The following is a 24866-nucleotide window of genomic DNA, read 5'->3' on the forward strand; positions in this document are numbered from 1 at the left end:
AAATATAAAAAAAGACAAGTAAACTTGCCTTTTGTGGTGGGGGAGGACGGATTCGAACCATCGAAACGAAACGTAACAGATTTACAGTCTGCCCCCTTTGGCCACTCGGGAACTCCCCCACATTTGGAGCTGGCAATAGGAATCGAACCTACAACCTGCTGATTACAAGTCAGCTGCTCTACCGTTGAGCCATGCCAGCATATTTAATTTTTAAAATGGTGGAAACAACAGGGATCGAACCTGTGACCCTCTGCTTGTAAGGCAGATGCTCTCCCAGCTGAGCTATGCTTCCATAAGAATAAAATTTTATAAAATGGTGGGGGAGGACGGATTCGAACCATCGAAACGAAACGTAACAGATTTACAGTCTGCCCCCTTTGGCCACTCGGGAACTCCCCCATTTTATGGAGCTGGCAATAGGAATCGAACCTACAACCTGCTGATTACAAGTCAGCTGCTCTACCGTTGAGCCATGCCAGCATATTATAAATTAATAAATTTCAAATGGTGGGGGAGGACGGATTCGAACCATCGAAACGAAACGTAACAGATTTACAGTCTGCCCCCTTTGGCCACTCGGGAACTCCCCCGTTTAAAATTTATTTAATTTCAGTTAAGTAAACTTTGTATCTTCTCAACCGACAATGATTAGTATATATTTATTATATCTTAATTTCAAGTACAATTTTCACTCATTTAAAGAAACTATATTTAATTTATTCTGTTTTTCTTTTATTTTCTTCTAATTAATACTAATATCTTTTTTATTAACAATTTTTCTGTCATAATTATTCTATATTAGATATTAAATAAACATCCCTTCAACTTGTAATAATTTTTAATAAATATATATTGCTATAAGTAAAATAATTTTTTAAATAATAATTTCTTATACTTCTTTTTCTATAATATCTAAATCAATATAATCACTTATAATATCCTTAAACTCTTCATATTCTTTATTTGACATTCTTTGCTTTACTAAAGACATACCTTTTGTAATGTTAACTGTATTTTCTCTATACGAAAAATAGTCATTAACTTTTATTATATCTACTATAGCTAAATTTCTAATTAATACATTTATTTTTTCTTTTCTAGCTTTATCTAAATGTCCAAACAAATTATTAGAGGAATCTACTTGATTTATAATAATTGTAGATTTATTTTTTTCCTCACTAATAAACTCTTCTTCTTTATTGTATTTTACTACATTTTCACTAATAACTTCTTCACTTTTTAATGGCTCCCACACTAATAAAAAATATATTGGGATAACTATACTAATTATTATGGTAATGGTAGAAAATAGTAATCTCTTCATTCTATTTCATCTCCTTTTATTTGATTAATTTCCTCTTTTATGATTTTTATACATTTTATTATAATTAATCTTTATCAAACATATACTTTTATGGCGGGGGTGAATTTTAGTGAAGCGTAAAGTATTATATAACTCTTATAATTCTCATATTGAAATAGCAAATTCTATTAAAAATTATATTACGGAAAATACTATAATAGTTTGTATAGGAACAGATAAATGTATTGGTGATTGCTTAGGTCCAATGGTTGGCACATTTCTAACAGAAAAAGCCTTCCCTCTCCCAGTGTACGGAACAATAGAATCTCCAATACATGCTTTAAATATAAATAAAAGATTGAATGAAATTAATAAATTGCATCCTAAATCCTTAACTATAGGTATAGATGCTTGCTTAGGTGAATATAGCTCAATTGGTGAAATACATACCAGAGATTATCCAATACATCCTGGAAAAGGTGTTGGTAAAAATTTACCTGATGTTGGAATTGCCTCAATAATAGGAATAATAGATTCAAGTGAAAATGCAGAAATTTTCACATCTAGAAGCATTCGTCTAAATTTAGTTATGGAAATGGCTAAAGTGATTTCTTCTTCAATTATTGAAGCATATAAGATTGTTAATAAATAAAAGGGAGCAATAAAATACTCCCTTTTACAATCAATTATATATACTATGTATAATATTCTACTACTCTATCAAAGTTATTTCCTTGTCTGATAGACTAGATTCTATTTTATCTAGATATCCTAAAACCTTGCCTGTACCCTCTGCTACTGCTTCTACAGAGTTATTAGCAACATCGACATTGACTCCTGTTTCATGCTCTATTAGCTTATCTAATCCATCTAATAAAGATCCTCCACCAGTCATTAAAATGCCTTTTTCTATTATATCAGCAGCAAGTTCAGGTGGTGTTTTTTCTAATACAAATTTAACATTATCGACAATTAACGATACTGATTCTTTTAGTGCATAAATTATTTCCTCTGATGTAATAGAAACCTCATCTGGTAATCCAGTAATTAAATTTCTACCTTTCATCATAGCAGTTAAGTTTCTTGATCCATTAAATGCTGATCCTATATTTACCTTTAACTCTTCTGCCGTTTTCTCACCTATCATTATCTTGTACTTATTTCGTACATACTTTATTATAGCATCGTCAAATGAATCTCCAGCTACTTTTATTGATGATCTTACTACAACTCCCCCTAAGGATATTACAGCTATATCAGTAGTTCCACCACCAATATCTACTACCATAGAGCCACTAGGTTTAGTTATATCTAATCCTGCACCAATTGCAGCAGCCAAAGGTTCTTCTATTAAATGTACTTTCTTTGCTCCAGAATTTCTGGCAGCATCAATAACTGCTCTTTTTTCCACCTCCGTTGCTTGTGATGGAACACATACCATTACTTTAGGAGCTGTAATTTTACTTTTTCCATATGCTTTTCTAATAAATTCTTTTAACATTTTTTCAGTTATGTCATAATCTGATATAACACCATCTCTTAATGGCCTTACTGCAACTATATTACCTGGAGTTCTTCCAATCATCTTCCTTGCTTCTTCTCCAACAGCAAGTATTTTATTATTATTTTTATTTATTGCAACAACTGATGGTTCCTTTAATATTATCCCCTTACCTTTTGCATAAACTAAAACTGTTGCTGTTCCTAAATCTATTCCTAGATCGCTCCCACTTCTCCAAAACCACATTCCTTGTTCACTCCTACTCTTTTCGCACTATAAAATCTTTCAAAATTTCTCTTATTTTGCATTATTAGCATATTTATTATTATATATGGAATATGGTAATCCTTCAATATGTTTGTACTTAAATTCGTAATCATTTACTTACTCTGCTGTTTTATATTTCATTTTAGTGGCTTTTCCGCCCCTAATATGTCTTTCTGCTTTATTTAACTCTAATATAGAGTGAGTTTGTTCTGCTATAGCTGGATTTATCTTTGGTAATCTTTCTGTCATATCTTTATGAATAGTGCTTTTACTAACTCCAAATACCTTAGCTGTCTTCCTAATTGTATCTTTAGAATCTATTATATATTTAGCAACCTCTAAAACTCTTTCTTCTATATAATCCTTCAAAATATTACCTCCCTTTGGATAAACTATTAATATGTGACCATTAGTATCTAATTTATTCATCAGTCATTTAAACCAAATGACTGATGAATTATTTATTATTCTTGATTAAATGTAAAATATGTTGTTGGATTTAAATCTTTTCCATTTACATCTTGAACTTGTATATTCAAATGTTCACCGAATTCATCATTGGTAAATATTTTTGAGCTGTTTCCAACAGTTCCTATAACAGTTTCTTCTGTTACTTTATCTCCAACATTTACTCTTATGTCTTTGGATAAATTACAATACTTTGTATATAATCCATTAGCATGAGCAATAACTACATAGCTTCCTTCTTCAACTTTGCTTGAAACTTCTTTCACTTCTCCCACTGCAGCAGATTTAACTTCAGTTCCAACACTAGCTTTTATATCTATTCCTCTAATATTCCTACTGCTTCCATCACTCATAGCTTGTGGCTTTGGATAAGAATATTCTCTTGCAATTGATCCTTCTAAAGGTTTTTTAAATTTAACCTCTACATTCGTTCCAGCAGAAACATTAACATCTTGTTCTGTAGATGCTACCTCTTGTTCTTGTGCTAATTCATTGTTTTGATTATTTTCAACCCTGTCAGCATTTTGCTTTTGAACTTCTGAAGTAGATTTATCATCAATATTTAAAGTGAATTCATTTTCTGCTTTATTACTTTGTTCTAAAGCTTTATTTCTTTTCGTTGTAACTACTGCAACAGTTGCAATTACACACAAACAAAGGAATAGTACTAAATAAAAGCCCTCCTTTCTGAAAAAGTCTTTTACCTTGTCTTTCTTATTTTGGTCCATATCAACACCTCCTTTTTGTATTCTTGCCCGTTATCATAAATTAATACAAATGCAAATTGATTTATTTACATCAAATTTCTACATTTAATAACAAAAAACCTCATCTAAACTATCATCTAACTAGTTGTTGTATTCACTTTAAATATGTAAAATATAAAAAGACAATATATATGCCTATTTAAAATAAACATGTATATTGTCTTTTAAAAATTAAAACTTTTAATTAAATTTCCATTACTTTTTACTACTTACTTAAACATACTTATGATTCTTAATTAAATTTTACTTCCTTTAAATCAATACCTGTATAATAATGTTTTAAAATTTCATCATATTTTTTACCATCCTTAGCCATAACATTTGCTCCCCATTGGCTCATACCAACTCCATGTCCATAGCCCCTGCAATTGAATATTACTTCATTTCCACTTATTTTAAAATCAAAATTTGTTGAGTTTAGGCCAAAAGATAACCTGAAATCTGTTCCCTTTACTTTTGCTTTACCAAATCTTATTTCTTTTACCCCACCAGCATCACTTCTAGATAAAATCTCTATATTACCTTGTAAATTATCCTTACTAATATTTGCATCTGCGTATTTGGAATTTATTTTATTTACAAAATCATCTATGTTAAATTTGGATTCATCTGTGTATTTAGGAGCTATTTCTTCCCCTTTACTTTCAGTAGAAACTAAATAAGGAACATCGCTCGAGAATACATCCACAGCATTTTCTGTTTTTCCTGAACTTGTAGAGAAAAATTGTGGGTATTGAACTAATTCACTATTATATGCTAAAACCAGTCCCTTTGTAGCATCAACAGCCTCTGAAATTTTTGACCAGTTCTCACTACTACTATTCTCCCATTTTTCTAACCTAATTTCTTTACTTATATACACTTGACAATGTGTAGTATCACAAACATCGCCACCTTTAGCATTATTACAGGGTCTAGTTATTTTTGCAGATACATAAGTTCTTGCTGCTATAGCTTGTGCTTTCAAAGCTTCTATTTCAAAGCTTGCTGGCATTTCTCCTGAAACTACGCTCTTTACGTACTCTTCTAAAGGTATATCTACTATCTTGTCTTCATTAGTTATATAAACTTTTATAACATCATTTCCAGATAAAGTTATAAACTTATTTTCGTTTGAACCAACATTATCTTCTATACCATTTTGAGAAATTTCCTCTAATGCACTTACTGAAGAAGATTTGATTACAATCATTGGAATTACAATCATAAATATTAAAACTAAAGTACTGAAAAGTCCAAGTTCTACTAAATCTCTCATTGAACTTATTTTATTTTTCAAAAACATCGCCTCCCTTTAACTAATACAATTTAATATATGTTAAAATTTCCTAATTATACTTTATTTTTTATTCTTTATGTTGAGTTATTTAAATCATTATAATAAAAAAAGTGAACATATATAAGTTTACTTATTCCGTCGCTCCGCTCCAAATCAACACAAACCTACATATGTCCACTTCCAAACTGAAGGTAAGAAAAGTATAAAACAAATCTACTTTTCTAGATCTAATTCCTAAAAGCCTTATATATTGATATTTTCAAAATTTCAAATCTTTATGCTTTCCTATATATTAAAGTATAAAATTAAAGAACTTAGAATAAATCTAAGTTCTTTAATTAGGCTAATATAGCTATAATTATTTATAATATATCTATTTATCAACTCTATATACATTAACTCCCAAGCCTCTAAATTTTTCTTCTATATTCACATAACCTCTATCTATATGATATATATCACTAATTTCTGTATTTCCTTGAGCCACTAACCCAGCTAGTATCATAGCTGCTCCAGCTCTCAAATCAGTAGCTTTAACATCACATCCTGTTAAAGAATCTACTCCTTCTATAATTGCTGTTCTTCCATCAATTTTTATATTTGCTCCCATTCTTACTAATTCTGCAACATGCATAAATCTATTTTCAAATATCGTTTCTGTTATAATACTTGATCCTTTTGTTACCGACAATAATGTCATCATTTGAGCTTGCATATCAGTTGGAAAACCAGGATACGGTAATGTCTTTATATCAACAGGTCTCTTTTTATCTGTTCCATCAACTAACATAACATTTTCTTTTATACTCTCAAACTTTACTCCACACTCTTTTAATTTCTCTATTGTAGGTCTTAAATGGTCTTCATTAGCTCCATTTATGATTATCTTACTATTTGTTATAGCTGCTGCAACCATAAAGGTTCCTGCTTCAACTCTGTCATATATAGGTTTATAGCTTATCCCAGTCAAAGAATCTACGCCTTCTACTGTTATTTTCCCCATTCCTGCTCCTTGAACTTTAGCTCCCATTGAATTTAAAAAATTAGCTAAGTCCCATATTTCTGGTTCTTCTGCAGCATTTTCTATAATTGTTGTGCCTTCAGCCAAAACAGACGCCATTAACAAATTTTCAGTTGCCCCTACAGATGGAAAATCTAAATATATTCTATTTCCTTTAAGTTTTTTAGCCTTTGCTTCTACAAAACCATGTCCTATTTCAATCTCTGCTCCTAAAAGCTTAAATCCTTTTAAATGTAGATCTATAGGCCTACTACCTATATTGCACCCTCCAGGCATGGAAATTTTGCATCTTCCAAATCTCGATAGCATTGGTCCCATAATTAGAAAAGATGCCCTCATTTTTCTTATTAACTCAGTATTCATATCAATTGCTTTAATATTAGAAGTATTTATCTTTAAATTACCTTTTGAGTCATTTTCTATATCACAGTTCATTCCTAATAACAAATCTGTTAAAACTACTACATCTTCTAACATAGGTGCATTATTGATAATAATATCATTTGGACTTAAAATACCTGCAACTATTATTGGTAAAACAGAATTTTTAGCTAAACTAATATTCACTTCACCTCTTAGTTTATTACCACCTTCAACCACAATTTTTTCCATATTATCCTCCATAATGAATTGTTAGTATGTTACGAATATCACTGGTGTTCCTATAATTAGATATTCTCCTGTATCATATTTAATATGACCTATACTGATTCTATTTCCATCATATAATCTTCCCTTTGCTACAGAACCATTATAAATATCTAATATTTCTAAAGTATCCTGTTTTATATTGTTCCTTAGTACCTCCAACAGATGTTGTTTTTGATCCTCTATTATTTTTACCCTTACAAAATCAAAATATTTTATATTTTTTGCCGAAATATTTTGGATTTTTTTTAATTTTTTTCTAATTTCAAGAGTATTGGTGTTTTTATTATTATTTATATAAGTGATTTGAACTTTTGTATTTTCATTATCACTCCATAATAATACTTTTATTTCTTTGGAGTCATCTCTATAAATAATACTATTATTATTTATATCTACATTTTCTCCAAAGGCTTTTTTTAATTGCTCTTCAATTAGAATTTTCTCTTTATATATAGATTTATTTACACTATATTCGATCTTAACGCCATTTTCAACAAAGTCATTTGTATCCATTAACTGAGTTTCTATTAAATTAAATTTATTGGAAATGGACTCAGATTTAATTGGAAATGCCCCAATAATTAACAAAGAGAAGATTAAAGAAGATATAACTTTTATGACTTTTTTCATAAATTCCCCCCCATACCTTTCTTTTTTAAGTATTGTCCAATTTATTCTTTTTTATTCAAAATCTATAGCTATAATATAATATATAGATTAGGTTGAATTTTGTGATTAATTGTCACTATTTACACTTATAGTATTTTAGCAAAATGAAAAATAGAGTAATAAAAGAATTTCATAATTCTTTTATTACTCTATTTTTAATCTTAAAGTTAATTATTCGTATCTAAGGTACCAATTCTTGCATTTGCTCTTGCTAATGATCTTTTAGCTCTTTCAACGTCTATATCCTTACCTTCTTTTAATCTTCTTTCCGCTCTGACCTTTGATTCTTGTGCTCTATCAATGTCAATATCTGAAGGCATCTCTACGGCATCACAACAGAACTTTAATTCATTATTTTTTATATAAATTATTCCTGATGATGTAAACATTTCTTGCTTATTACCTCCATTAACTACTAATGTTGTAGTTGGAATAGTACTTACTATTATTGGAGTATGATTTGCTCTAAATTCAATTTCACCATCTTTAGTTAAAGTAGTCAATCTTTCTGCTTCCATTACTAAAGCTTCTCTTCCAGGGGCTATTATAGTTACACTAAAAGTTTTACTCATAACATCATCCCCTATCTTAAGGTCTTAGCTTTTTCTATAGCTTCTTCTATAGATCCAACAAATAAAAATGCTGATTCTGGAAGATCGTCATACTTGCCCTCTAAAATCTCTTTAAATCCTCTTACTGTTTCTTTTACTGGAACGTATCTACCTTGCATTCCTGTAAATTGCTCCGCAACTGTAAATGGTTGAGATAAAAATCTTTGAATTCTTCTTGCTCTTGCAACTACTTTTTTATCTTCATCTGATAATTCATCTACACCTAAGATTGCAATTATATCTTGTAACTCTTTATATCTTTCTAAAATATTTTTAACTTCTGTAGCTATATCGTAGTGCTCTCTTCCTACTATTCTTGGATCTAATATTCTTGAATTAGACTCCAATGGATCAACTGCTGGATATATTCCAAGCTCTGCTATACTTCTTGATAAAACTGTTGTTGCATCAAGGTGACTAAATGTTGTAGCTGGAGCTGGGTCTGTAAGGTCATCTGCAGGTACATATACTGCTTGAACAGATGTTATTGATCCATTCTTAGTTGATGTTATTCTTTCTTGAAGTGCTCCCATTTCAGTTGCAAGAGTTGGTTGATATCCAACAGCTGAAGGAATTCTTCCTAATAAAGCAGAAACTTCTGATCCTGCTTGAGTAAATCTAAATATGTTATCTATAAATAAAAGAACATCTTGACCTTGATCTCTAAAATATTCAGCCATAGTTAGACCTGTTAATGATACTCTCATTCTAGCTCCTGGTGACTCATTCATTTGACCAAATACTAGAGCTGTCTTATCGATAACTCCTGATTCTTTCATTTCATAATATAAGTCGTTACCTTCTCTTGATCTTTCTCCAACCCCTGTAAATACAGAAAGACCTCCATGTTCTTTAGCTATATTATTAATAAGCTCTTGTATTAGAACTGTTTTACCTACTCCAGCTCCTCCAAATAAACCTATTTTACCACCCTTTTGATATGGAGCTAATAAGTCTATAACTTTAATTCCAGTTTCAAACATTTGTGGTTCTAATGCTTGTTCTTTAAAGCTAGGCGCTGGTCTATGAATTGGATACATCTCTTTAATTTCTACATTACCAGCATTGTCTATAGGATGACCAAGAACATTAAATACTCTTCCTAAAACTTCCCTACCTACGGGAACAGATATACATCTTCCCATGTCAACAGCTTTCATACCTCTTTTTAATCCATCAGTAGATTCCATAGCTATAGTTCTAACAATGTCATCTCCCATATGTTGTTCAACTTCAACTACTAATAACTTTTCTTCCATATCTATTCTTATTTCGTTATAGATATTAGGTAAATCATCTGAATTAAATTTTATATCTACTACAGGTCCAATTACCTGAACTACTTTTCCTACTTTTTCAGGCATAGCAATACCTCCTTACTATTTTTGAGCTTCTGCTCCTCCTACAATCTCAGATATCTCTTGTGTTATCATTCCTTGTCTTATTCTGTTATACTTAAGATTTAAAGATTGTAATATATCATTAGCATTTCGTGTTGCTCCATCCATAGCAGTCATTCTAGCACTTTGCTCACTAACTTTTGAATGCAACATAGCTCTTCTTAATTTGCTTTTAAAATATGCATCTAAACTTGAATTTAAAACCTCTTCTAAACTAGGCTCAATTAAAAATTGTTGTGACTCTTTACTTTCTATTTCCAAAGGAAATAATTTCTCTATTCTAACCTCTTGCTTTATTGGGGATATGAATTCTGTAAAAACTATATTAACTTCTCCAATTTCTCCCCTTTTAAACATATATAAAGAATCTTCGTATATAGCCCTTACTTCTTTTATAGTAGGGATATCTGGAATTTCTACATATTCTCTTACAGTATCAAATCCGTATTTTTTCATATAAGAAATTCCCTTACTTCCTGCCACAACTACCTTTGATGACCCTTTATCTTTAATCATTTCATTCATTATATTAGCTATATTACCATTAAAGCCTCCACAAAGACCTGTATCTGAAGCTATAACAATATATAGTTTATCTAAATTCTTAGAATCTTCTTTAAAGAAAGGACTTTCATAATCTTGTGGTAAAACAGCCATTAGATTATCTAATATTTCTTGACATAAACTATAGTATTGTTCATTATCATTAAGTTCTTTCCTTGTTTTTCTAAGTTTAGAAGTGGCTACAAGATTCATAGCTTTTGTTATCTTTCTTGTACTTTCAACCGACTTTATTCTTCTTTTTATTTCTATAAGTCCTGCTGATCCCAAATTTCCACCTCCTAAAGAAGTGCATAGCTATTTAAGCTATGCATCTTGTAAGAATATTTTCTTAAACTCTAATATAGATTTTTCTAATTCTACATTTATTTCATCAGTTAAAGACTTAACTTCAACTATTTTCTTTAATAATTCTCTATTATGAGTATCCATATATTCTAAAAGCTCTCTCTCAAACTTTCTAACATCACTAACTTTGACATCTGATAAAAAGTCTTTCACTATTGCATATAAAATTACTATTTGTTTTTCAACTGCCATAGGTGAATATTGATCTTGCTTTAATATCTCTACTAATCTCTTGCCCTTTTCTAATCTCTTCTTAGAATCTTTATCTAAGTCAGATCCAAACTGAGCAAATGACTCAAGCTCTCTATATTGTGCAAGCTCTAATCTTAAAGTACCAGATACTTGTTTCATAGCTTTAATTTGAGCATTTCCCCCAACTCTTGATACTGATATACCTGCATTTACTGCTGGTCTTTGTCCAGAGTGGAATAAATCTGCTTCTAGGAATATTTGACCATCTGTTATTGAGATAACGTTAGTTGGTATATATGCTGTTACATCACCTGCTAAGGTTTCAATTATCGGAAGAGCTGTTAAAGATCCTCCACCATTCTCTTTTGAAAGCTTAGCTGCTCTTTCTAGTAATCTTGAGTGAATATAGAAAACATCTCCTGGATATGCTTCTCTACCTGGTGGTCTTCTAAGTAATAATGACATTGTTCTATAAGCTACTGCATGCTTAGAAAGGTCATCATAAATTATAAGTACATCTTTTCCTTGATGCATAAAATATTCACCCATACTACATCCTGCATATGGAGCTAAATATTGTAATGGTGCTGATTCTGAAGCTGTACCACTTACTACTATAGAATAATCTAATGCACCAAACTCTTCTAAAGTATTAACTATATTTGCAACAGTTGATTGTTTTTGTCCAATAGCAACATAAATACAAATTACATCTTTACCTTTTTGATTTAATATTGTATCTAAAGCTATAGCTGTTTTACCTGTTTGTCTATCTCCAATTATAAGCTCTCTTTGGCCTTTTCCTATCGGTATCATAGAATCTATTGCTTTTATACCTGTTTGTAAAGGCTCATTAACAGAGCTTCTGTCTATAATACTAGGAGCTGGTACTTCTATCGATCTATAACCAGAATTATTTATAGGACCTTTTCCATCTATAGGATCTCCTAATGAGTTAACTACTCTTCCTAATAAAGCTTCACCTACTGGTACTTCAACAATTTTATTAGTTCTTTTAACGATATCGCCTTCTCTTATTCCTTCTTCTGATCCTAAAAGAACACAACCTACGTTATCTTGCTCTAAGTTTAAAGCCATTCCATAAACATTGTTAGGGAATTCCAATAATTCACCTTCCATACAATCATCTAACCCGTAAACTCTTGCTATACCATCACCAATTTGAATTATAGTACCCGAGTCTACAGTTTTTATTTCTTTTTCATATCTCTCTATTTCCTTTTTGATTATGGAAGTTATTTCTTCAGGCTTAATATTCATACCTTCACCTCTATTCTGTTCTAAGCATCAAATCTCTTAGCTCATCTAATTTAGATTTAACTGTTCCATCTATAACATCATTATTAACTCTTACGTATATTCCTCCAAGAATGCTTTCATCAATAATCTGTTCAAGTATAATATTCTTATTATACTTTTCTTCTAATTTAGACTTTAAATTACTGAACTCTTCTTCATTTAAAGGAACTGTAGTCTTTACTATTCCATTTAGAGTGTTTTTTCTCTCTAAATCTATTTTTTCCATTTCCTTTAACTTTTCTTTTAAATAAAGTATTCTATCTTTTTCTATAAGAATTAATAAAAATGATAATAATTCCTCATCTATATGACCTTTAAATATATTTATAAAAGTCCTTTTTTTCTTTTTTGTACTAATTTGAGGGTGTTTAATTACTTCGTAGAATTCTTTATTTGTTTCTATAAGGTTACAAATTTCTCTTAAATCTTGAAGATACTGTTGAACTTTTCCTTTTTCTTCTGCTACTTCGTAAAGAGCTAATGCATATCTACGGTCTAAATATTCATACATTATGAATTACCTACCTTGGTTATAAATTCTCCAATTAACTCTCTATTCTTTTCTTCATCTATATTTTTCTCTATAACCTTTTTAGAAAGTTCAATAGCTAAATCTATAGCCTCTTTCTTTAATTGATATTCTACTTTTTCCTTTTCTCTATTGATTTCTACTTTTGCCCTCTCTAAAATAACCTTAGCTTCTTGATTAGCCTCTTCAACTATTTCTTCATATATTTTTTCTGCTTTTTGTTTATATCTTTCAGTAACTTTTTTACCTTCTTCTCTAGCATTTTTTAATACTCTTTCATTTTCTATTGCTAGCATTCTTGCTTTTTCTGATTCTTCTTCTGCATTATCTAGTTGGTCATTAATCAGATTTTCCCTTTCACTAACAATAGCCTCAACCTTAGCAAAAAAGAAATATTTTAAAATTGCAAAAAGAATAATAAAGTTAATTATAGTGGCTATAAGGGTGCTAGGATTTATTTCCATTAACATATATAACTACCTCCCTTCTGGAGCCATAAGACACTATTTTACTCCAACGAATATTAAAAGGATTGATACTAATAAGCCATAAATCGCAGTTGCTTCTGCAAAAGCTGATCCAAGCATTAATGCAGTAGTTATCTTACCACTAGCTTCTGGTTGTCTTGATATTCCTTCTACAGCCTTAGCTGTTGCATTTCCTATTCCAATTGCAGCTCCTATACCTACTAATACAGCTATAGCTGCTCCTAATGCTCTCATTGATATTTCCATAATAAAATCCTCCTTTAATATAAAACAATATAATAATTATATAATTAATAAATTAATATAATACTTAACTAAAAATTAATGTTCTGTATGTCCTGAATGTTCTGCTATCATTTTAATATTTATCATCGTTAACATTACAAATATTACTGTTTGAATACCACCGTCAAAAATATCAAAATATGCATGTAATGGTACAGGAACTCCTATCTGTGCTATAAATCCTATGTGATGCAATGCTTCATAACACAATTCTACTAAGAATGTAGCTGCTAGTATATTACCAAATAGTCTCAGTGCCAATGATACTGGAAGCATTATTCTCTCTAATATATTTATTGGTGTAATTATAGCAAGAGGGAATGTATACCCTCCGAAATAACTTTTCAAACCGTATTTTCGTATAGTATAAAATTGTACCATATAAAAAGTTATTAAGGCTAATGCCACTGTTACAGTAAAGTTCTTTGTTGGTACAGGAAGTCCTATTAATCCAGTAAAATTCATAAACAATAAAAATACCGCTAAACTTCCTATAAAAGGAATAATGTCTAAAAACTCTTCTCCCATATTAGCCGTTACTACATTTTTTAACATAGTATATATAGATTCTACTATTGCTTGCTTTTTATTAGGTCTGAGCTTCATATTTCTTGTTGACCATATAGCAATAATAGCTATTAACACAATGGTTATCCACTGCATTACCACCTCTGGAACTATTTCAATCTTAATTGGCCCAGCAACATAAGACCATATTGGTTCTAGTGGTTCCACTTAATCACTTCCTTTCCCTGTTTTTATCCAATAGAATACTATCAAAACAAAATGTGATAAATATCCTGTAAGATATGATATAAGTTGTATTAAGTTATTTAAAAATGGCAATGCTATAACAATGATAGTAAATATTCTTATAATATATCCAAGAATTAAAAATATACTTTTACCATTATTTAAAGAATATTCTAAGATTAATCCACTAACTATAGAATTTGTTAATGATACTATTAATCCTAATAAAAATACACAAGCCACTTTTAAGTCTATTAGAAAGGATAATATAAGTACAAAAATGAATCCTGCTATTAAATCATATTTTATCATATTAGAAATTAACTTATTCATTTCTCTACTCATTTTATCCTCACTCCCAACTAACTCTTGTTATTATATTACTCTAAAAACATTAATGAAAATCTTATATTTATTCATATAATACATTTAACATCTATATTTAACGATTTTAAGTATTTAAGTTCTATTTACTTAACAAACTTCATTTTTACATCTATTTTCTTCTAGTGTAGTAATATCAAAGAATTATTATTCATTTTAAAGAATATTCAGAATATTATAAATATAGATTTTTACCGTTGTTATCATTTTCATAATAGTTTTTTCAAATTAAATTTACATTTTTTTCAATTTTTGTTTGTTTATATGAATTTTTATTCATTTATACTGTAATAATTTATTAGTGCCTATTTTAAAGGATGAATAAATATTTATTCGATTATTCATTTTTTAGTTTTTTTCTTTATAATTTTTCCTAAATATTTTTGTATGTATTTATATTTTATATATATATAACAGTTATATAGGTTTTAATAATCTTATTATAGATATTACTTTAAATTTTATACAGTTCTACATATCACTTTTATATTGTAAATATTATATTTTCTCATTTATTATTATTATCTATTAATATCTTTATAATTCATATCAAAATAAAAACTCTCGATTTTATATCGAGAGCTTTTATATATAAAGTTATTTTCTTTCAACTATAAGAGCTGTTCCCATTCCTCCACCTATGCATAAAGTTGCCAAACCTTTTCTAGCATCTCTCTTTTGCATTTCATGAAGTAATGTAACCAATATTCTTGCACCTGATGCTCCAACTGGATGGCCTAATGCTATGGCTCCTCCATTTACATTAACTTTACTCATATCAAAATTTAAATCTTTTGCAACTGCCAAACTTTGAGCTGCAAAAGCTTCATTGGCTTCTATTAAATCTAAATCTTCAATTTTTAAATTTGCTACTTCTAAAGCTTTTTTTGTTGCATGGAAAGGTCCATATCCCATAATTGAAGGATCTAATCCTTTTTGTCCATAGGAAACTATTTTTGCTAATGGTGTAATACCTAATTCTTCTGCTTTTTCAGCACTCATAACTACGAAAGCTGCTGCTCCATCATTTATACCAGATGCATTAGCTGCAGTTACTGTGCCATCTTTTATAAATGCAGGCCTTAACTTAGCCATTCCTTCAATTGTAGCACCAAATCTTGGATATTCATCAGTATCAACTACCTTTGGCTCTCCCTTTCTTTGTCGTATAACAACTGGTACTATTTCATCTTTAAATTTACCTGCCTTAATAGCAACTTCAGCCTTTAATTGTGAGTTAAGTGCAAATTCATCTTGTTCTTCTCTTGTTAAATTCCATTCTTTAGATATGTTTTCTGCAGTTACTCCCATGTGATAATTGTTAAATGCATCCCATAAGGCATCATTTATCATAGAATCAACCATTTTTCCATCGCCCATTCTTTGGCCCCATCTAGATGTTTTTAATAGATAAGGTGCTTGAGACATATTTTCCATACCACCAGCTACAACTATGTCTGCGTCTCCTGCTTTTATCATTTGAGCTGCTAATGCAACCGTTCTTAAACCTGATCCGCAAACTTTATTTATTGTCATAGCAGGTACTTCTACTGGTAATCCAGCTTTTATAGCTGCTTGTCTTGCAACATTTTGTCCAAGTCCTGCTTGAATAACATTACCCATTACAACTTCTTCTACTAATTCACCCTTTATACCTGCTTTAGCTACAGCTTCCTTTATTACTACTGCTCCTAATTCTGCTGCTGATACGTCTTTTAATGCTCCTCCAAATGAACCAATAGCAGTTCTTACTGCACTTGCAATTATAACTTCTCTCATAATCCACATCTCCTCCATATAATAGTCAGAATCATCTAATTTGTTAAACAATTAACACAATTTAATTATATCACTTTATCCCTTTTATTCAACCATAATTTTCAAAATCTATCTTAAAAATTCCTCTATTTCTAACGTTCTTATGTTAAAATAATTTTCAATTATATTTGCAATTCTCTTTGATGCTAAACCATCTCCATAAGGATTAGCCGCCTTACTCATTTTAGTATATTCATCTTTGTTATTTATTAAATTATTAGCTTCAGTTATTATCTTTTCAATATCAGTACCTACTAATTTTACAGTTCCATATTCAACTGCTTCTGGCCTTTCTGTTACATCTCTAAGAACTAATACTGGTTTTCCTAGGTGTGGTGCTTCCTCTTGTAGTCCACCTGAATCGGTCATTACCATAAAGCACTTATTCATTAAATTATGAGTTTCTTTAGTATCTAATGGTGATAATAAATGAACTCTTTCCTTGTCTCCTAATTTTCTGTTTACAACATCCTTAACAACTGGATTTAAATGCACTAAATATACTAGCTCTACATCCTTATTTTCTTCTACTATCTTACTTAATGCATCACATATATTTTCTATTCCTTGCCCCCAATTTTCTCTTCTATGAGCAGTAATCATTATAACTTTTTTATTTTCAAAATCTATCGTGTTTAGTATATCATTTTCAAATATATATTCTTCCTTTACTGTGTGAAGCATAGCATCAATAACAGTGTTACCAGTTATGTAGATATCTCTCTCATTAACACCTTCTCTTAAAAGATTTGCTTTAGAACCTTTTGTTGGTGCAAAATGTAAATCTGCTAATGCTCCCGTAAGTTTTCTATTCATTTCTTCAGGGAATGGAAAATATTTATCAAAGGTTCTGAGACCTGCTTCAACATGCCCAACTTTAATTTGTTGATAGAAGGCTGCAAGTGCTCCTGAAAATGTAGTAGTCGTATCCCCATGAACAAGTATCATATCAGGCTTTTCTTCTAAAAATATTTCTTCTAATCCTTCTAGAACCCTATTAGTTATTCCAGTTAAAGTTTGCTTGCTCTTCATTATGTTCAAATCAAAATCTGGTTTTATATCAAAATAATCTAATACTTGATCTAACATTTCTCTATGTTGTGCTGTTACACAAACCTTTGAATCTATTCCTTCCCTTTTTTCTAGTTCTTTTACTAAAGGAGCCATCTTTATAGCTTCTGGTCTGGTTCCAAATATAGTTATAACTTTTTTCTTATTCATTCTAGATTCCTCCTGATTTATATATAAATTAAATTATTTCCATTATTAATATTTACTATTTCTATTTTTTATAAGCTTTATTCTAGTTTAATTATTACATATTTTCGTAAATTCAATGCTTATATAATTATACACTCTTACTAGCAAATAAACAAATATTGCTCTATCTTAAGCCTTAATTTTTCTACATTTAAACTCTATTAATCTAACTTTTTTAAATATATTTGAGATATCTTTTTTATGCTCAATAATAAAAAAGTAGCCATATGTAAGTTTACTTATTCCTTCGCTCCGCTCCAAGTCAACGCAAACTTACATATGTCACTTACAAACTGAAGGTTAGGAAAGTATAAAACAACTCTACTTTTTTACATTGAATTACTAAAAGCCTTATATAATCACATTTTCAAAACTTTAAATTTTTATACTTTCCTCGACATTAAATAAGGAGCAACTTATAAAAAGCTACTCCTTATTTATATTAATTTAATTATTTAGTTCCAAATAATCTATCGCCTGCATCTCCAAGCCCAGGAACTATATATCCATGTTCATTTAATTTTTCATCTATTCCAGCAACATATATATCTACATCAGGATGAGCTTTTTGAACAAACTCTATACCTTCTGGAGAGCTTATTAAGCACATAAGTCTTAAATTCTTAGCTCCTCTCTTCTTTAGCATAGTTATAGCATCTGCTGCTGATCCACCTGTAGCTAACATTGGATCTACTACTATTACATCTCTTTCTGCTATATCTTGAGGTAACTTACAGAAGTATTCTACTGGTTGAAGAGTTTCTTCATCTCTATATAATCCTACATGACCAACCTTTGCTGCTGGTATAAGCTTTAGCATACCATCTACCATTCCAAGGCCTGCTCTTAAGATAGGAACTATAGCCATTTTTTTACCTGCTAACATCTTACACTTTGTTTTACAAATTGGAGTTTCTATTTCTACTTCCTCTGTACTTAAATCCCTTGTTACTTCGTAAGCCATAAGCATTGAAACTTCTTCTACTAGTTCTCTAAAATCCTTTGAACCAGTTTCCTTACTTCTTATAAAAGCCAACTTATGTAATATTAATGGATGATCTATTTGTGTTACTTTACTCATTTATATTCCTCCTATTGCATTAACAATTATATTATTTATTATATCTTTTTTCTAACTCTGTTATTTTATTAATTCTATTTTGATGTCTTCCACCTTCAAATTTAGTATTTAAAAATGTTTTTACTATGTCTAAAGCTAATCCAGGCCCAACAATTCTTTGTCCAATAGTTAATATATTTGCATCATTATGTTCTCTTGTGGCATGTGCACTAAACGTATCACTACATAAAGCTGCTCTTACACCTGGAATCTTATTTGCTGCAATTCCTATTCCTATTCCTGTTCCACATACTAAAATTCCAAAATCAAATTCTTTTGCTACTACTGCTTCTGCTACTGGTATAGCATAATCTGGATAATCACATGATTCATTGGAACTAGTTCCAAAATCCCTTATTTCATATCCTTCTTGAGTTAAATATTTTTTTATTTCTTCCTTTAATTCAACTCCACCATGATCTGAGCCTAATGCTATCTTCATAAGAATGTACCTCCTAACCATTATAATGGTAAATTTTATATAATAAAAAGGAAAAGGTCTCCCCCTTCCCTCCCTAATTATACTTCTACTATATCAAAACCTGATGCCTTATTTAATCTATTCATTATAGCTAGCCCTACACCTTTTTCATCAAAAGCCTGACATAAAATAACATCAACATTTAAATCATCACAAGTTCTAAGTGATTCAAAAAGATTCCTTGCTACTTCGTATAGATTTTTTTCACTTCCTAAAGAAATTACTTTACAACCATTAAAATTATTATATATTTCATCAGTTGATAATATTACAACCTCTTTTTGATTATCTATATAATTTTGTACCATTTCATTAATTTTTTCAATAGTTTTTTCTTTATTTCCCTTTATTATTTTTAATTTTGCTTTTGGTGCATAATGTCTGTACTTCATTCCAGGAGCTTTGGGCTTTAAATTTTCATTTGGTTTTCCTTTTATAGCTTCATCAATATCTATATATTTATTAACTTCCTTTAACATTTCTAATGTTATCCCACCAGGTCTCAATACTACTGGTGGATTAACTGTACAATCAACTATAGTAGATTCCACTCCAACATTGCTTCTTTTTCCTCCAACAATATAGTCAACTCTTCCATTTAAATCCTCAATACATCTTTCAACTTCTGTCGGACTTGGTCTTCCTGAAATATTAGCTGAAGGACCTGCAATCGGGCATCCTGATAACTCTATAAGCTTTAATGCGATATCATTATCAGGCATTCTAATACCTATTGTATCCAGATTAGCACTAGTTCTACTAGGAATTATTTCTTTTTTATTTAATATTATTGTTAATGGCCCTGGCCAAAATTTATTTATAAGCTTTTGTGCTACTTCTGGTACATTCTTTACCAAATTATTTATATCCTTTGATGAAACATGAACTATTAAAGGATTATCTTGCGGTCTTCCTTTCGCATTAAATATTTTTTCTACAGCTTTAACATTTAACGCATTAGCTCCTAATCCATATACAGTTTCTGTTGGAAATGCAACAATTCCTCCATCCTTTATAATTTTAGCTGCTTCTTCTATGTATTTAATATCATCATTAATATCTTTTATAATAGCTACCTTTGTTTCCAAAAGTCTTACCTTCTTTCTTTTTATATTTCTATTTGCTCTCTAGCTATCTTTATATTTTCTATAGCTGAAGATGTGTAGGATGCCCTAACACAATTTTTATATATTTCATCTAATAAATTATACTTTTTAAGAGCACCTCTTTTTATAACTTGGAAATAGTATGTTTCTTCTGGATTTATTTTTTTAGCCTTTAAATATTCTTCTGCAGCTTCTGGATACCTTTTAATAAATCCTTTTGTTATTTTTTTTAAATATTTATTTCTAAACTTAACAGTAGTTATTAGTATTATATCCATATCTTCCTTAGTTCTATCTGTATGTACCACTGCCACTTTATCACATATAATTACTGACTCTTTAAAAAACAATCCACTTTTAAACTTAAGCTTATTGTTGTTACAAGTAAATTTTAGCCTATGATAATTTAGCTTTGTTATACAAGCTATTATTATTAAACATTCTATTATAGCTAAATATATCCATAAAAATATACCATTAATTTGTGATAAGAAAGCTACTAAAGGAAGTATTGTAAATAATATTAACATTAATATAAAGAATTGCTTTTTATGGTTCTTTTCTTTTTTTAATGCTTTGTTTATTTTCATTCTTCCCACCTACTTTAAAAGCCCTACATAATTAAATGCAAGGCTTTTTTTATTAAATAGCGTCAGTATTACCCATATTCTTCATTTTCTCAGCTTGATCAGCTGTAATTAATGCATTAATCACTTCTTCTATATCACCATTTAAATATGATTCTAACTTATAAAGTGTTAATCCGATTCTGTGATCAGTAACTCTTCCTTGAGGATAGTTGTAAGTTCTGATTCTTTCACTTCTATCTCCTGAGCCAACTTGACTTTTTCTATCTTCTGCTATACCAGCACTTCTTTCAGCTTCTGCAGCTTCATATAATCTAGATCTTAAAACCTTCATAGCTTTTTCTTTATTTTTTAATTGAGACTTTTCATCTTGACAAGCAACAACAACTCCTGTTGGTAAGTGTGTAATTCTTACCGCTGAATCTGTTGTATTAACGCATTGTCCTCCATTACCTGAAGATCTATAAACATCTATTCTTAAATCTTTTTCGCTTATTTCTATTTCAACATCATCAACTTCTGGTAAAACTGCTACTGTTGCTGTTGAGGTATGAATTCTACCACTTGATTCTGTATCAGGAACTCTTTGTACTCTGTGAACTCCACTTTCATACTTAAGTTTTGAATAAGCTCCATTACCTTTAATCATAAATACTACTTCTTTAAATCCACCTATATCAGTTTCATTTGCACTCATTAATTCTACTGACCATCTTTGAGTTTCAGCATATCTTGTGTACATTCTAAAAAGATTTGCTGCAAATAAAGCAGCTTCATCTCCACCTGCACCCCCTCTGATTTCTACAAAAACGTTCTTGTCATCGTTAGGATCTTTAGGTAATAGAAGTATTTGTATATGCTTCTCTAACTCTTCTTCTCTAGCTGTTAGCATTGATATTTCTTCTGAAAGCATTTCTCTCATTTCTCTATCGCTTTCTTCTGATAACATCTCTTTATTTGCACTTAAATCTTCTACAACAGTTTTATATTCCTTATATGCATTAACTATAATTTCTAAATCAGCGTGTTCCTTACATAGCTTTCTCCATTCTGTTTGATTAGCCATAATTGAAGGATCTGATATCTTTACAGATAATTCATCATATTTATTTTCTATAAAAGCCAATTTATCTAATAACATAAATATCACTCCGTACTATATTTTTTAACATCTACCTATTATATCACAAAAGATAGAAATTTATCAATAAGTAAAGTAACCAAGTACAACTCTGTCTAATTCTGCCAAATCTTTAAATACTTTCAATCTATTAAAGCCTGATAAACTCATCAGTTTTGTAACTTCCTCACCTTGATCATGACCTATTTCAAATGCAAGTATTCCATTTTCTTTTAAAACAAGTTTACTTTCTTCTATTATTCTTCTATAAAAGTCTAATCCATCTACCCCTCCATCTAAAGCTGTATGAGGCTCATACTCTTTAACATCATTCATTAAATTACTTATTTCTTCTTCTCTTATATATGGTGGATTTGATGCAATAATATCATATTTTTTTCCTTTAGCTATAGGCTCTTTTAATAAATCACTTTTAACAAATTTAACTCTATCTTCTAAACCCTGCTTAATAATATTTTCCTTGGTTACTTCTTCTGGAGTTTTGTAATAATCTATTTCTTCAACCATTATATTTTTTCTGTAATGAGCAAGAGCTATTCCGATAGCACCACTTCCTGAACATAAATCACAAACATCTAAACTTTTATCTTCTGGAATAAGCTTTAATAACTCTTCAACTAAAACTTCTGTATCTCCTCTTGGAATTAAAATTCCTTCTTTTACATTAAAATCTAAACCCATAAATTCAGTTTCACCTAAAATATACTTAATAGGCATTCTATTTTCCCTTTTTTCTATTAACTTAAAAAATTCTTTTTCGTCATTAATAGAAACTTTCTTGTCTCTATTTGTTATTATATACAATTTATCCTTTGCTAAAACATTTCCTAATAATAATTGTGTATCTAACATATAGTTTTCTATTTTTTTCCTCTTTAATCTCTTTGAGCCTATTTGAAGTAACTCACCTATGGTATTTTCTTTTGGCTTTATTCCCTCTGCACTCATAAGAGCTGCAATAGCAACTTCTATTTGATCATCATCAGGTTCTTTTGTTGTAAGTTCTTGAAGCTTTAAACCTGGATATGCTATTACTTTAGATAATTTATTATTATTTTTACCAAGCCATCTTATTAACTCGTACGTAATTCCAGATACCACAGGAATTAGTAATATTCTTAATGTTAATCTTTCTAAAAATCCTCCCCATCCTGTGAAGGTAAATATTATTATACTTACAAACATAATTAAAAATAAAAAGTTAGTCCCACATCTAGGGTGAAATCTACTAAATTTTTTTACATTCTCTACAGTTAACTCTTCCCCAGCCTCATAGCAAAATATTGATTTATGCTCTGCTCCATGATATTGAAATACTCTATATATATCATCCATTTTGCTTATAGAGTACATATAAACTAATAATATAATTATTCTAATTATAGCTTCTATTAAATTTAGAGCTATAGGAGATAAGTTTAATAATTTAAACAAGGATGCAATTGCAGTAGGTAAAGCTACAAATAGTCCTATAGCAATGGCAAAAGATAAAATCATAGTTCCACCAATTATTAAGTCATTACTTTTTTCGCCAAACTTATTTTTAAGCCAAAGTTCAAATTTTGATTCACCTTCATCCTCGTCTTCAAAAAAAGATGCTGAATAATTTAATGTTTTTATTCCTGTAATTAATGAATCAACAAGTACGAATATGCCTCTAATAAAAGGAATATTTAAAAATTTATATTTTTTAGTTATAGGAATTATCTTTTTAAAATCTATTTCGATCTCTTTATTAGGTGTTCTAACAGCAGTAGCTTGGCCTTTACTCCCTCTCATCATAACACCTTCTATAACAGCTTGTCCTCCAACATCACACTTTTTCATTTTACCACTCTTCCTATTTATAAATTATTTTTGTATTTAAAATAGCAGTGTCCACATAAAGATTCATATTCTACATCATCTACATTATCTATAGCAATTTGTTCCCCTTCAAAAACAAATCTATTGTTAATTTTTCTTCCATTCAGCACAGCTTTTCTTCCACACTTACATATTGTTTTCATTTCTTCTATGCTATGAGCAAGTAATAGTAGTCTTGTACTTCCTTCAAAACCTTGCATTTTAAAATCAGTTCTTAAACCATAACAAATCACCGGTATATCTAATACAACTGCTAATTCAAATAGCTGGTCTATTTGATTTGATTTTAAAAATTGTACTTCATCTACTAATATACAATCTATATCTTTGTTGATATCTCTATATTCTTGAACCTTTTCCAATATATTGTCATCATTAAAAATAACTAAATCTACTTTTCTCTCAACACCTAATCTAGAAACTAAATTTTCTCCACCCTTTTTGTCAGTAGAAGGTTTCATTAGTATAGCTTTCATTCCTCTTTCCTCGTAATTGTGTGCTACCTGCATAAGATGTGTTGATTTTCCAGAATTCATAGCTCCATATCTAAAATATAATTTACTCATAATACGTCTCCTTTTCCTTAGATATATTACGATTATAGCATTTTATATTACAACTAATCAAAGATATTTTTATTATGTAACCAACTTGACTCAACTATGCTCCTATGATATACTCAAATGGTTA

Annotated in this window: 26 protein-coding genes and 6 tRNA genes; 1 reads left to right on the top strand and 31 read right to left on the bottom strand. The window is 29.8% G+C overall.

Annotation, left to right across the window (positions count from 1 at the left end):
• Positions 1-34: 34 nt before the first annotated feature.
• The 7 genes from ACH36K_RS18115 to ACH36K_RS18145 form a co-directional block, all read right to left on the bottom strand.
• A tRNA-Tyr gene (locus ACH36K_RS18115) sits at positions 35-119 on the bottom strand.
• 5 nt (positions 120-124) lie between these two features.
• Positions 125-199: transfer RNA gene (locus ACH36K_RS18120), tRNA-Thr, on the bottom strand.
• A gap of 17 nt (positions 200-216) precedes the next feature.
• A tRNA-Val gene (locus ACH36K_RS18125) sits at positions 217-292 on the bottom strand.
• A gap of 22 nt (positions 293-314) precedes the next feature.
• Positions 315-399 (bottom strand) — tRNA-Tyr (locus ACH36K_RS18130).
• Between the two features lie 6 nt (positions 400-405).
• A tRNA-Thr gene (locus ACH36K_RS18135) sits at positions 406-480 on the bottom strand.
• A gap of 25 nt (positions 481-505) precedes the next feature.
• Positions 506-590 (bottom strand) — tRNA-Tyr (locus tag ACH36K_RS18140).
• Positions 591-889: 299 nt separating this feature from the next.
• On the bottom strand, positions 890-1324 hold the full coding sequence (locus tag ACH36K_RS18145; protein WP_411168978.1) for a hypothetical protein: 435 nt from the start codon (positions 1322-1324) through the stop codon (positions 890-892).
• A 109-nt stretch (positions 1325-1433) separates the two neighbouring features.
• Between ACH36K_RS18145 and yyaC the strand changes: the two genes are divergently transcribed.
• Complete coding sequence (gene yyaC, locus ACH36K_RS18150) at positions 1434-1955, top strand: spore protease YyaC (protein ID WP_411168979.1); 522 nt, start codon at positions 1434-1436, stop codon at positions 1953-1955.
• A gap of 60 nt (positions 1956-2015) precedes the next feature.
• On the opposite strand, the gene ACH36K_RS18155 is transcribed toward yyaC, so the two are convergent.
• The 24 genes from ACH36K_RS18155 to ACH36K_RS18270 all read right to left on the bottom strand — a co-directional run bounded on the left by ACH36K_RS18155 (position 2016) and on the right by ACH36K_RS18270 (position 24742).
• Positions 2016-3050, bottom strand: coding sequence for a rod shape-determining protein (locus tag ACH36K_RS18155; RefSeq protein WP_411168980.1), 1035 nt, complete (start codon positions 3048-3050; stop codon positions 2016-2018).
• 138 nt (positions 3051-3188) lie between these two features.
• Positions 3189-3440: a sporulation transcriptional regulator SpoIIID gene (gene spoIIID, locus ACH36K_RS18160; RefSeq protein ID WP_195262752.1), complete on the bottom strand. Its 252-nt coding sequence runs from the start codon at positions 3438-3440 to the stop codon at positions 3189-3191.
• Between the two features lie 95 nt (positions 3441-3535).
• The gene (locus ACH36K_RS18165; RefSeq protein ID WP_411168981.1) at positions 3536-4267 is read right to left on the bottom strand and encodes a peptidoglycan DD-metalloendopeptidase family protein; all 732 of its coding nucleotides are present in this window, start codon (positions 4265-4267) and stop codon (positions 3536-3538) included.
• 271 nt (positions 4268-4538) lie between these two features.
• Positions 4539-5585 (bottom strand): stage II sporulation protein D, encoded by a 1047-nt coding sequence (gene spoIID, locus ACH36K_RS18170; RefSeq protein ID WP_411168982.1) that lies wholly within the window; start codon positions 5583-5585, stop codon positions 4539-4541.
• A gap of 373 nt (positions 5586-5958) precedes the next feature.
• Positions 5959-7218: a UDP-N-acetylglucosamine 1-carboxyvinyltransferase gene (murA, locus tag ACH36K_RS18175; protein WP_411168983.1), complete on the bottom strand. Its 1260-nt coding sequence runs from the start codon at positions 7216-7218 to the stop codon at positions 5959-5961.
• A 21-nt stretch (positions 7219-7239) separates the two neighbouring features.
• Positions 7240-7887, bottom strand: a complete 648-nt coding sequence (locus ACH36K_RS18180) for a hypothetical protein (RefSeq protein ID WP_411168984.1) — start codon at positions 7885-7887, stop codon at positions 7240-7242.
• A 206-nt stretch (positions 7888-8093) separates the two neighbouring features.
• Positions 8094-8498, bottom strand: a complete 405-nt coding sequence (locus ACH36K_RS18185; RefSeq protein ID WP_411168985.1) for an ATP synthase delta/epsilon chain alpha-helix domain-containing protein — start codon at positions 8496-8498, stop codon at positions 8094-8096.
• 11 nt (positions 8499-8509) lie between these two features.
• Positions 8510-9901, bottom strand: coding sequence for a F0F1 ATP synthase subunit beta (gene atpD, locus ACH36K_RS18190; protein WP_411168986.1), 1392 nt, complete (start codon positions 9899-9901; stop codon positions 8510-8512).
• A 15-nt stretch (positions 9902-9916) separates the two neighbouring features.
• Positions 9917-10768 carry an ATP synthase F1 subunit gamma gene (gene atpG / locus ACH36K_RS18195; RefSeq protein WP_411168987.1) on the bottom strand — a complete coding sequence of 284 codons (852 nt, stop codon included), beginning with the start codon at positions 10766-10768 and terminating at the stop codon, positions 9917-9919.
• Between the two features lie 36 nt (positions 10769-10804).
• Entirely contained in the window at positions 10805-12319 is a 1515-nt protein-coding gene (atpA, locus tag ACH36K_RS18200) for a F0F1 ATP synthase subunit alpha (protein WP_411168988.1), read from the bottom strand.
• Between the two features lie 10 nt (positions 12320-12329).
• The gene (locus tag ACH36K_RS18205) at positions 12330-12869 is read right to left on the bottom strand and encodes a F0F1 ATP synthase subunit delta (protein WP_411168989.1); all 540 of its coding nucleotides are present in this window, start codon (positions 12867-12869) and stop codon (positions 12330-12332) included.
• Positions 12869-13351 (bottom strand): F0F1 ATP synthase subunit B, encoded by a 483-nt coding sequence (locus ACH36K_RS18210; RefSeq protein WP_411170729.1) that lies wholly within the window; start codon positions 13349-13351, stop codon positions 12869-12871. The genes ACH36K_RS18205 and ACH36K_RS18210 overlap by 1 nt, the downstream gene beginning before the upstream one ends.
• Before the next feature lie 39 nt (positions 13352-13390).
• Positions 13391-13621, bottom strand: a complete 231-nt coding sequence (atpE, locus tag ACH36K_RS18215; RefSeq protein WP_008676605.1) for an ATP synthase F0 subunit C — start codon at positions 13619-13621, stop codon at positions 13391-13393.
• Positions 13622-13696: 75 nt separating this feature from the next.
• Positions 13697-14395 (bottom strand): F0F1 ATP synthase subunit A, encoded by a 699-nt coding sequence (locus ACH36K_RS18220; protein WP_322412599.1) that lies wholly within the window; start codon positions 14393-14395, stop codon positions 13697-13699.
• A complete protein-coding gene (locus tag ACH36K_RS18225) occupies positions 14396-14758 on the bottom strand; it encodes an ATP synthase subunit I (RefSeq protein ID WP_411168990.1) in 363 nt (120 codons plus the stop codon).
• A 636-nt stretch (positions 14759-15394) separates the two neighbouring features.
• Positions 15395-16576, bottom strand: a complete 1182-nt coding sequence (locus ACH36K_RS18230; protein WP_411168991.1) for an acetyl-CoA C-acetyltransferase — start codon at positions 16574-16576, stop codon at positions 15395-15397.
• A 108-nt stretch (positions 16577-16684) separates the two neighbouring features.
• On the bottom strand, positions 16685-17836 hold the full coding sequence (gene wecB, locus ACH36K_RS18235; RefSeq protein WP_411168992.1) for a non-hydrolyzing UDP-N-acetylglucosamine 2-epimerase: 1152 nt from the start codon (positions 17834-17836) through the stop codon (positions 16685-16687).
• A 490-nt stretch (positions 17837-18326) separates the two neighbouring features.
• Positions 18327-18956 carry a uracil phosphoribosyltransferase gene (upp, locus tag ACH36K_RS18240; RefSeq protein ID WP_411168993.1) on the bottom strand — a complete coding sequence of 210 codons (630 nt, stop codon included), beginning with the start codon at positions 18954-18956 and terminating at the stop codon, positions 18327-18329.
• A 31-nt stretch (positions 18957-18987) separates the two neighbouring features.
• Complete coding sequence (gene rpiB, locus ACH36K_RS18245) at positions 18988-19437, bottom strand: ribose 5-phosphate isomerase B (RefSeq protein WP_411168994.1); 450 nt, start codon at positions 19435-19437, stop codon at positions 18988-18990.
• A gap of 77 nt (positions 19438-19514) precedes the next feature.
• The gene (locus tag ACH36K_RS18250; protein WP_411168995.1) at positions 19515-20564 is read right to left on the bottom strand and encodes an L-threonylcarbamoyladenylate synthase; all 1050 of its coding nucleotides are present in this window, start codon (positions 20562-20564) and stop codon (positions 19515-19517) included.
• A 20-nt stretch (positions 20565-20584) separates the two neighbouring features.
• Positions 20585-21172: a hypothetical protein gene (locus tag ACH36K_RS18255; RefSeq protein ID WP_411168996.1), complete on the bottom strand. Its 588-nt coding sequence runs from the start codon at positions 21170-21172 to the stop codon at positions 20585-20587.
• 52 nt (positions 21173-21224) lie between these two features.
• The gene (gene prfA, locus ACH36K_RS18260; RefSeq protein WP_411168997.1) at positions 21225-22310 is read right to left on the bottom strand and encodes a peptide chain release factor 1; all 1086 of its coding nucleotides are present in this window, start codon (positions 22308-22310) and stop codon (positions 21225-21227) included.
• A gap of 63 nt (positions 22311-22373) precedes the next feature.
• On the bottom strand, positions 22374-24137 hold the full coding sequence (gene prmC, locus ACH36K_RS18265) for a peptide chain release factor N(5)-glutamine methyltransferase (RefSeq protein WP_411168998.1): 1764 nt from the start codon (positions 24135-24137) through the stop codon (positions 22374-22376).
• Between the two features lie 17 nt (positions 24138-24154).
• Positions 24155-24742: a thymidine kinase gene (locus ACH36K_RS18270; protein ID WP_411168999.1), complete on the bottom strand. Its 588-nt coding sequence runs from the start codon at positions 24740-24742 to the stop codon at positions 24155-24157.
• Between the last annotated feature and the right edge of the window lie 124 nt (positions 24743-24866).

The organism is Clostridium sp. MB05 (assembly GCF_046581255.1).
In the GTDB taxonomy this organism is placed as follows: domain Bacteria; phylum Bacillota; class Clostridia; order Clostridiales; family Clostridiaceae; genus Clostridium.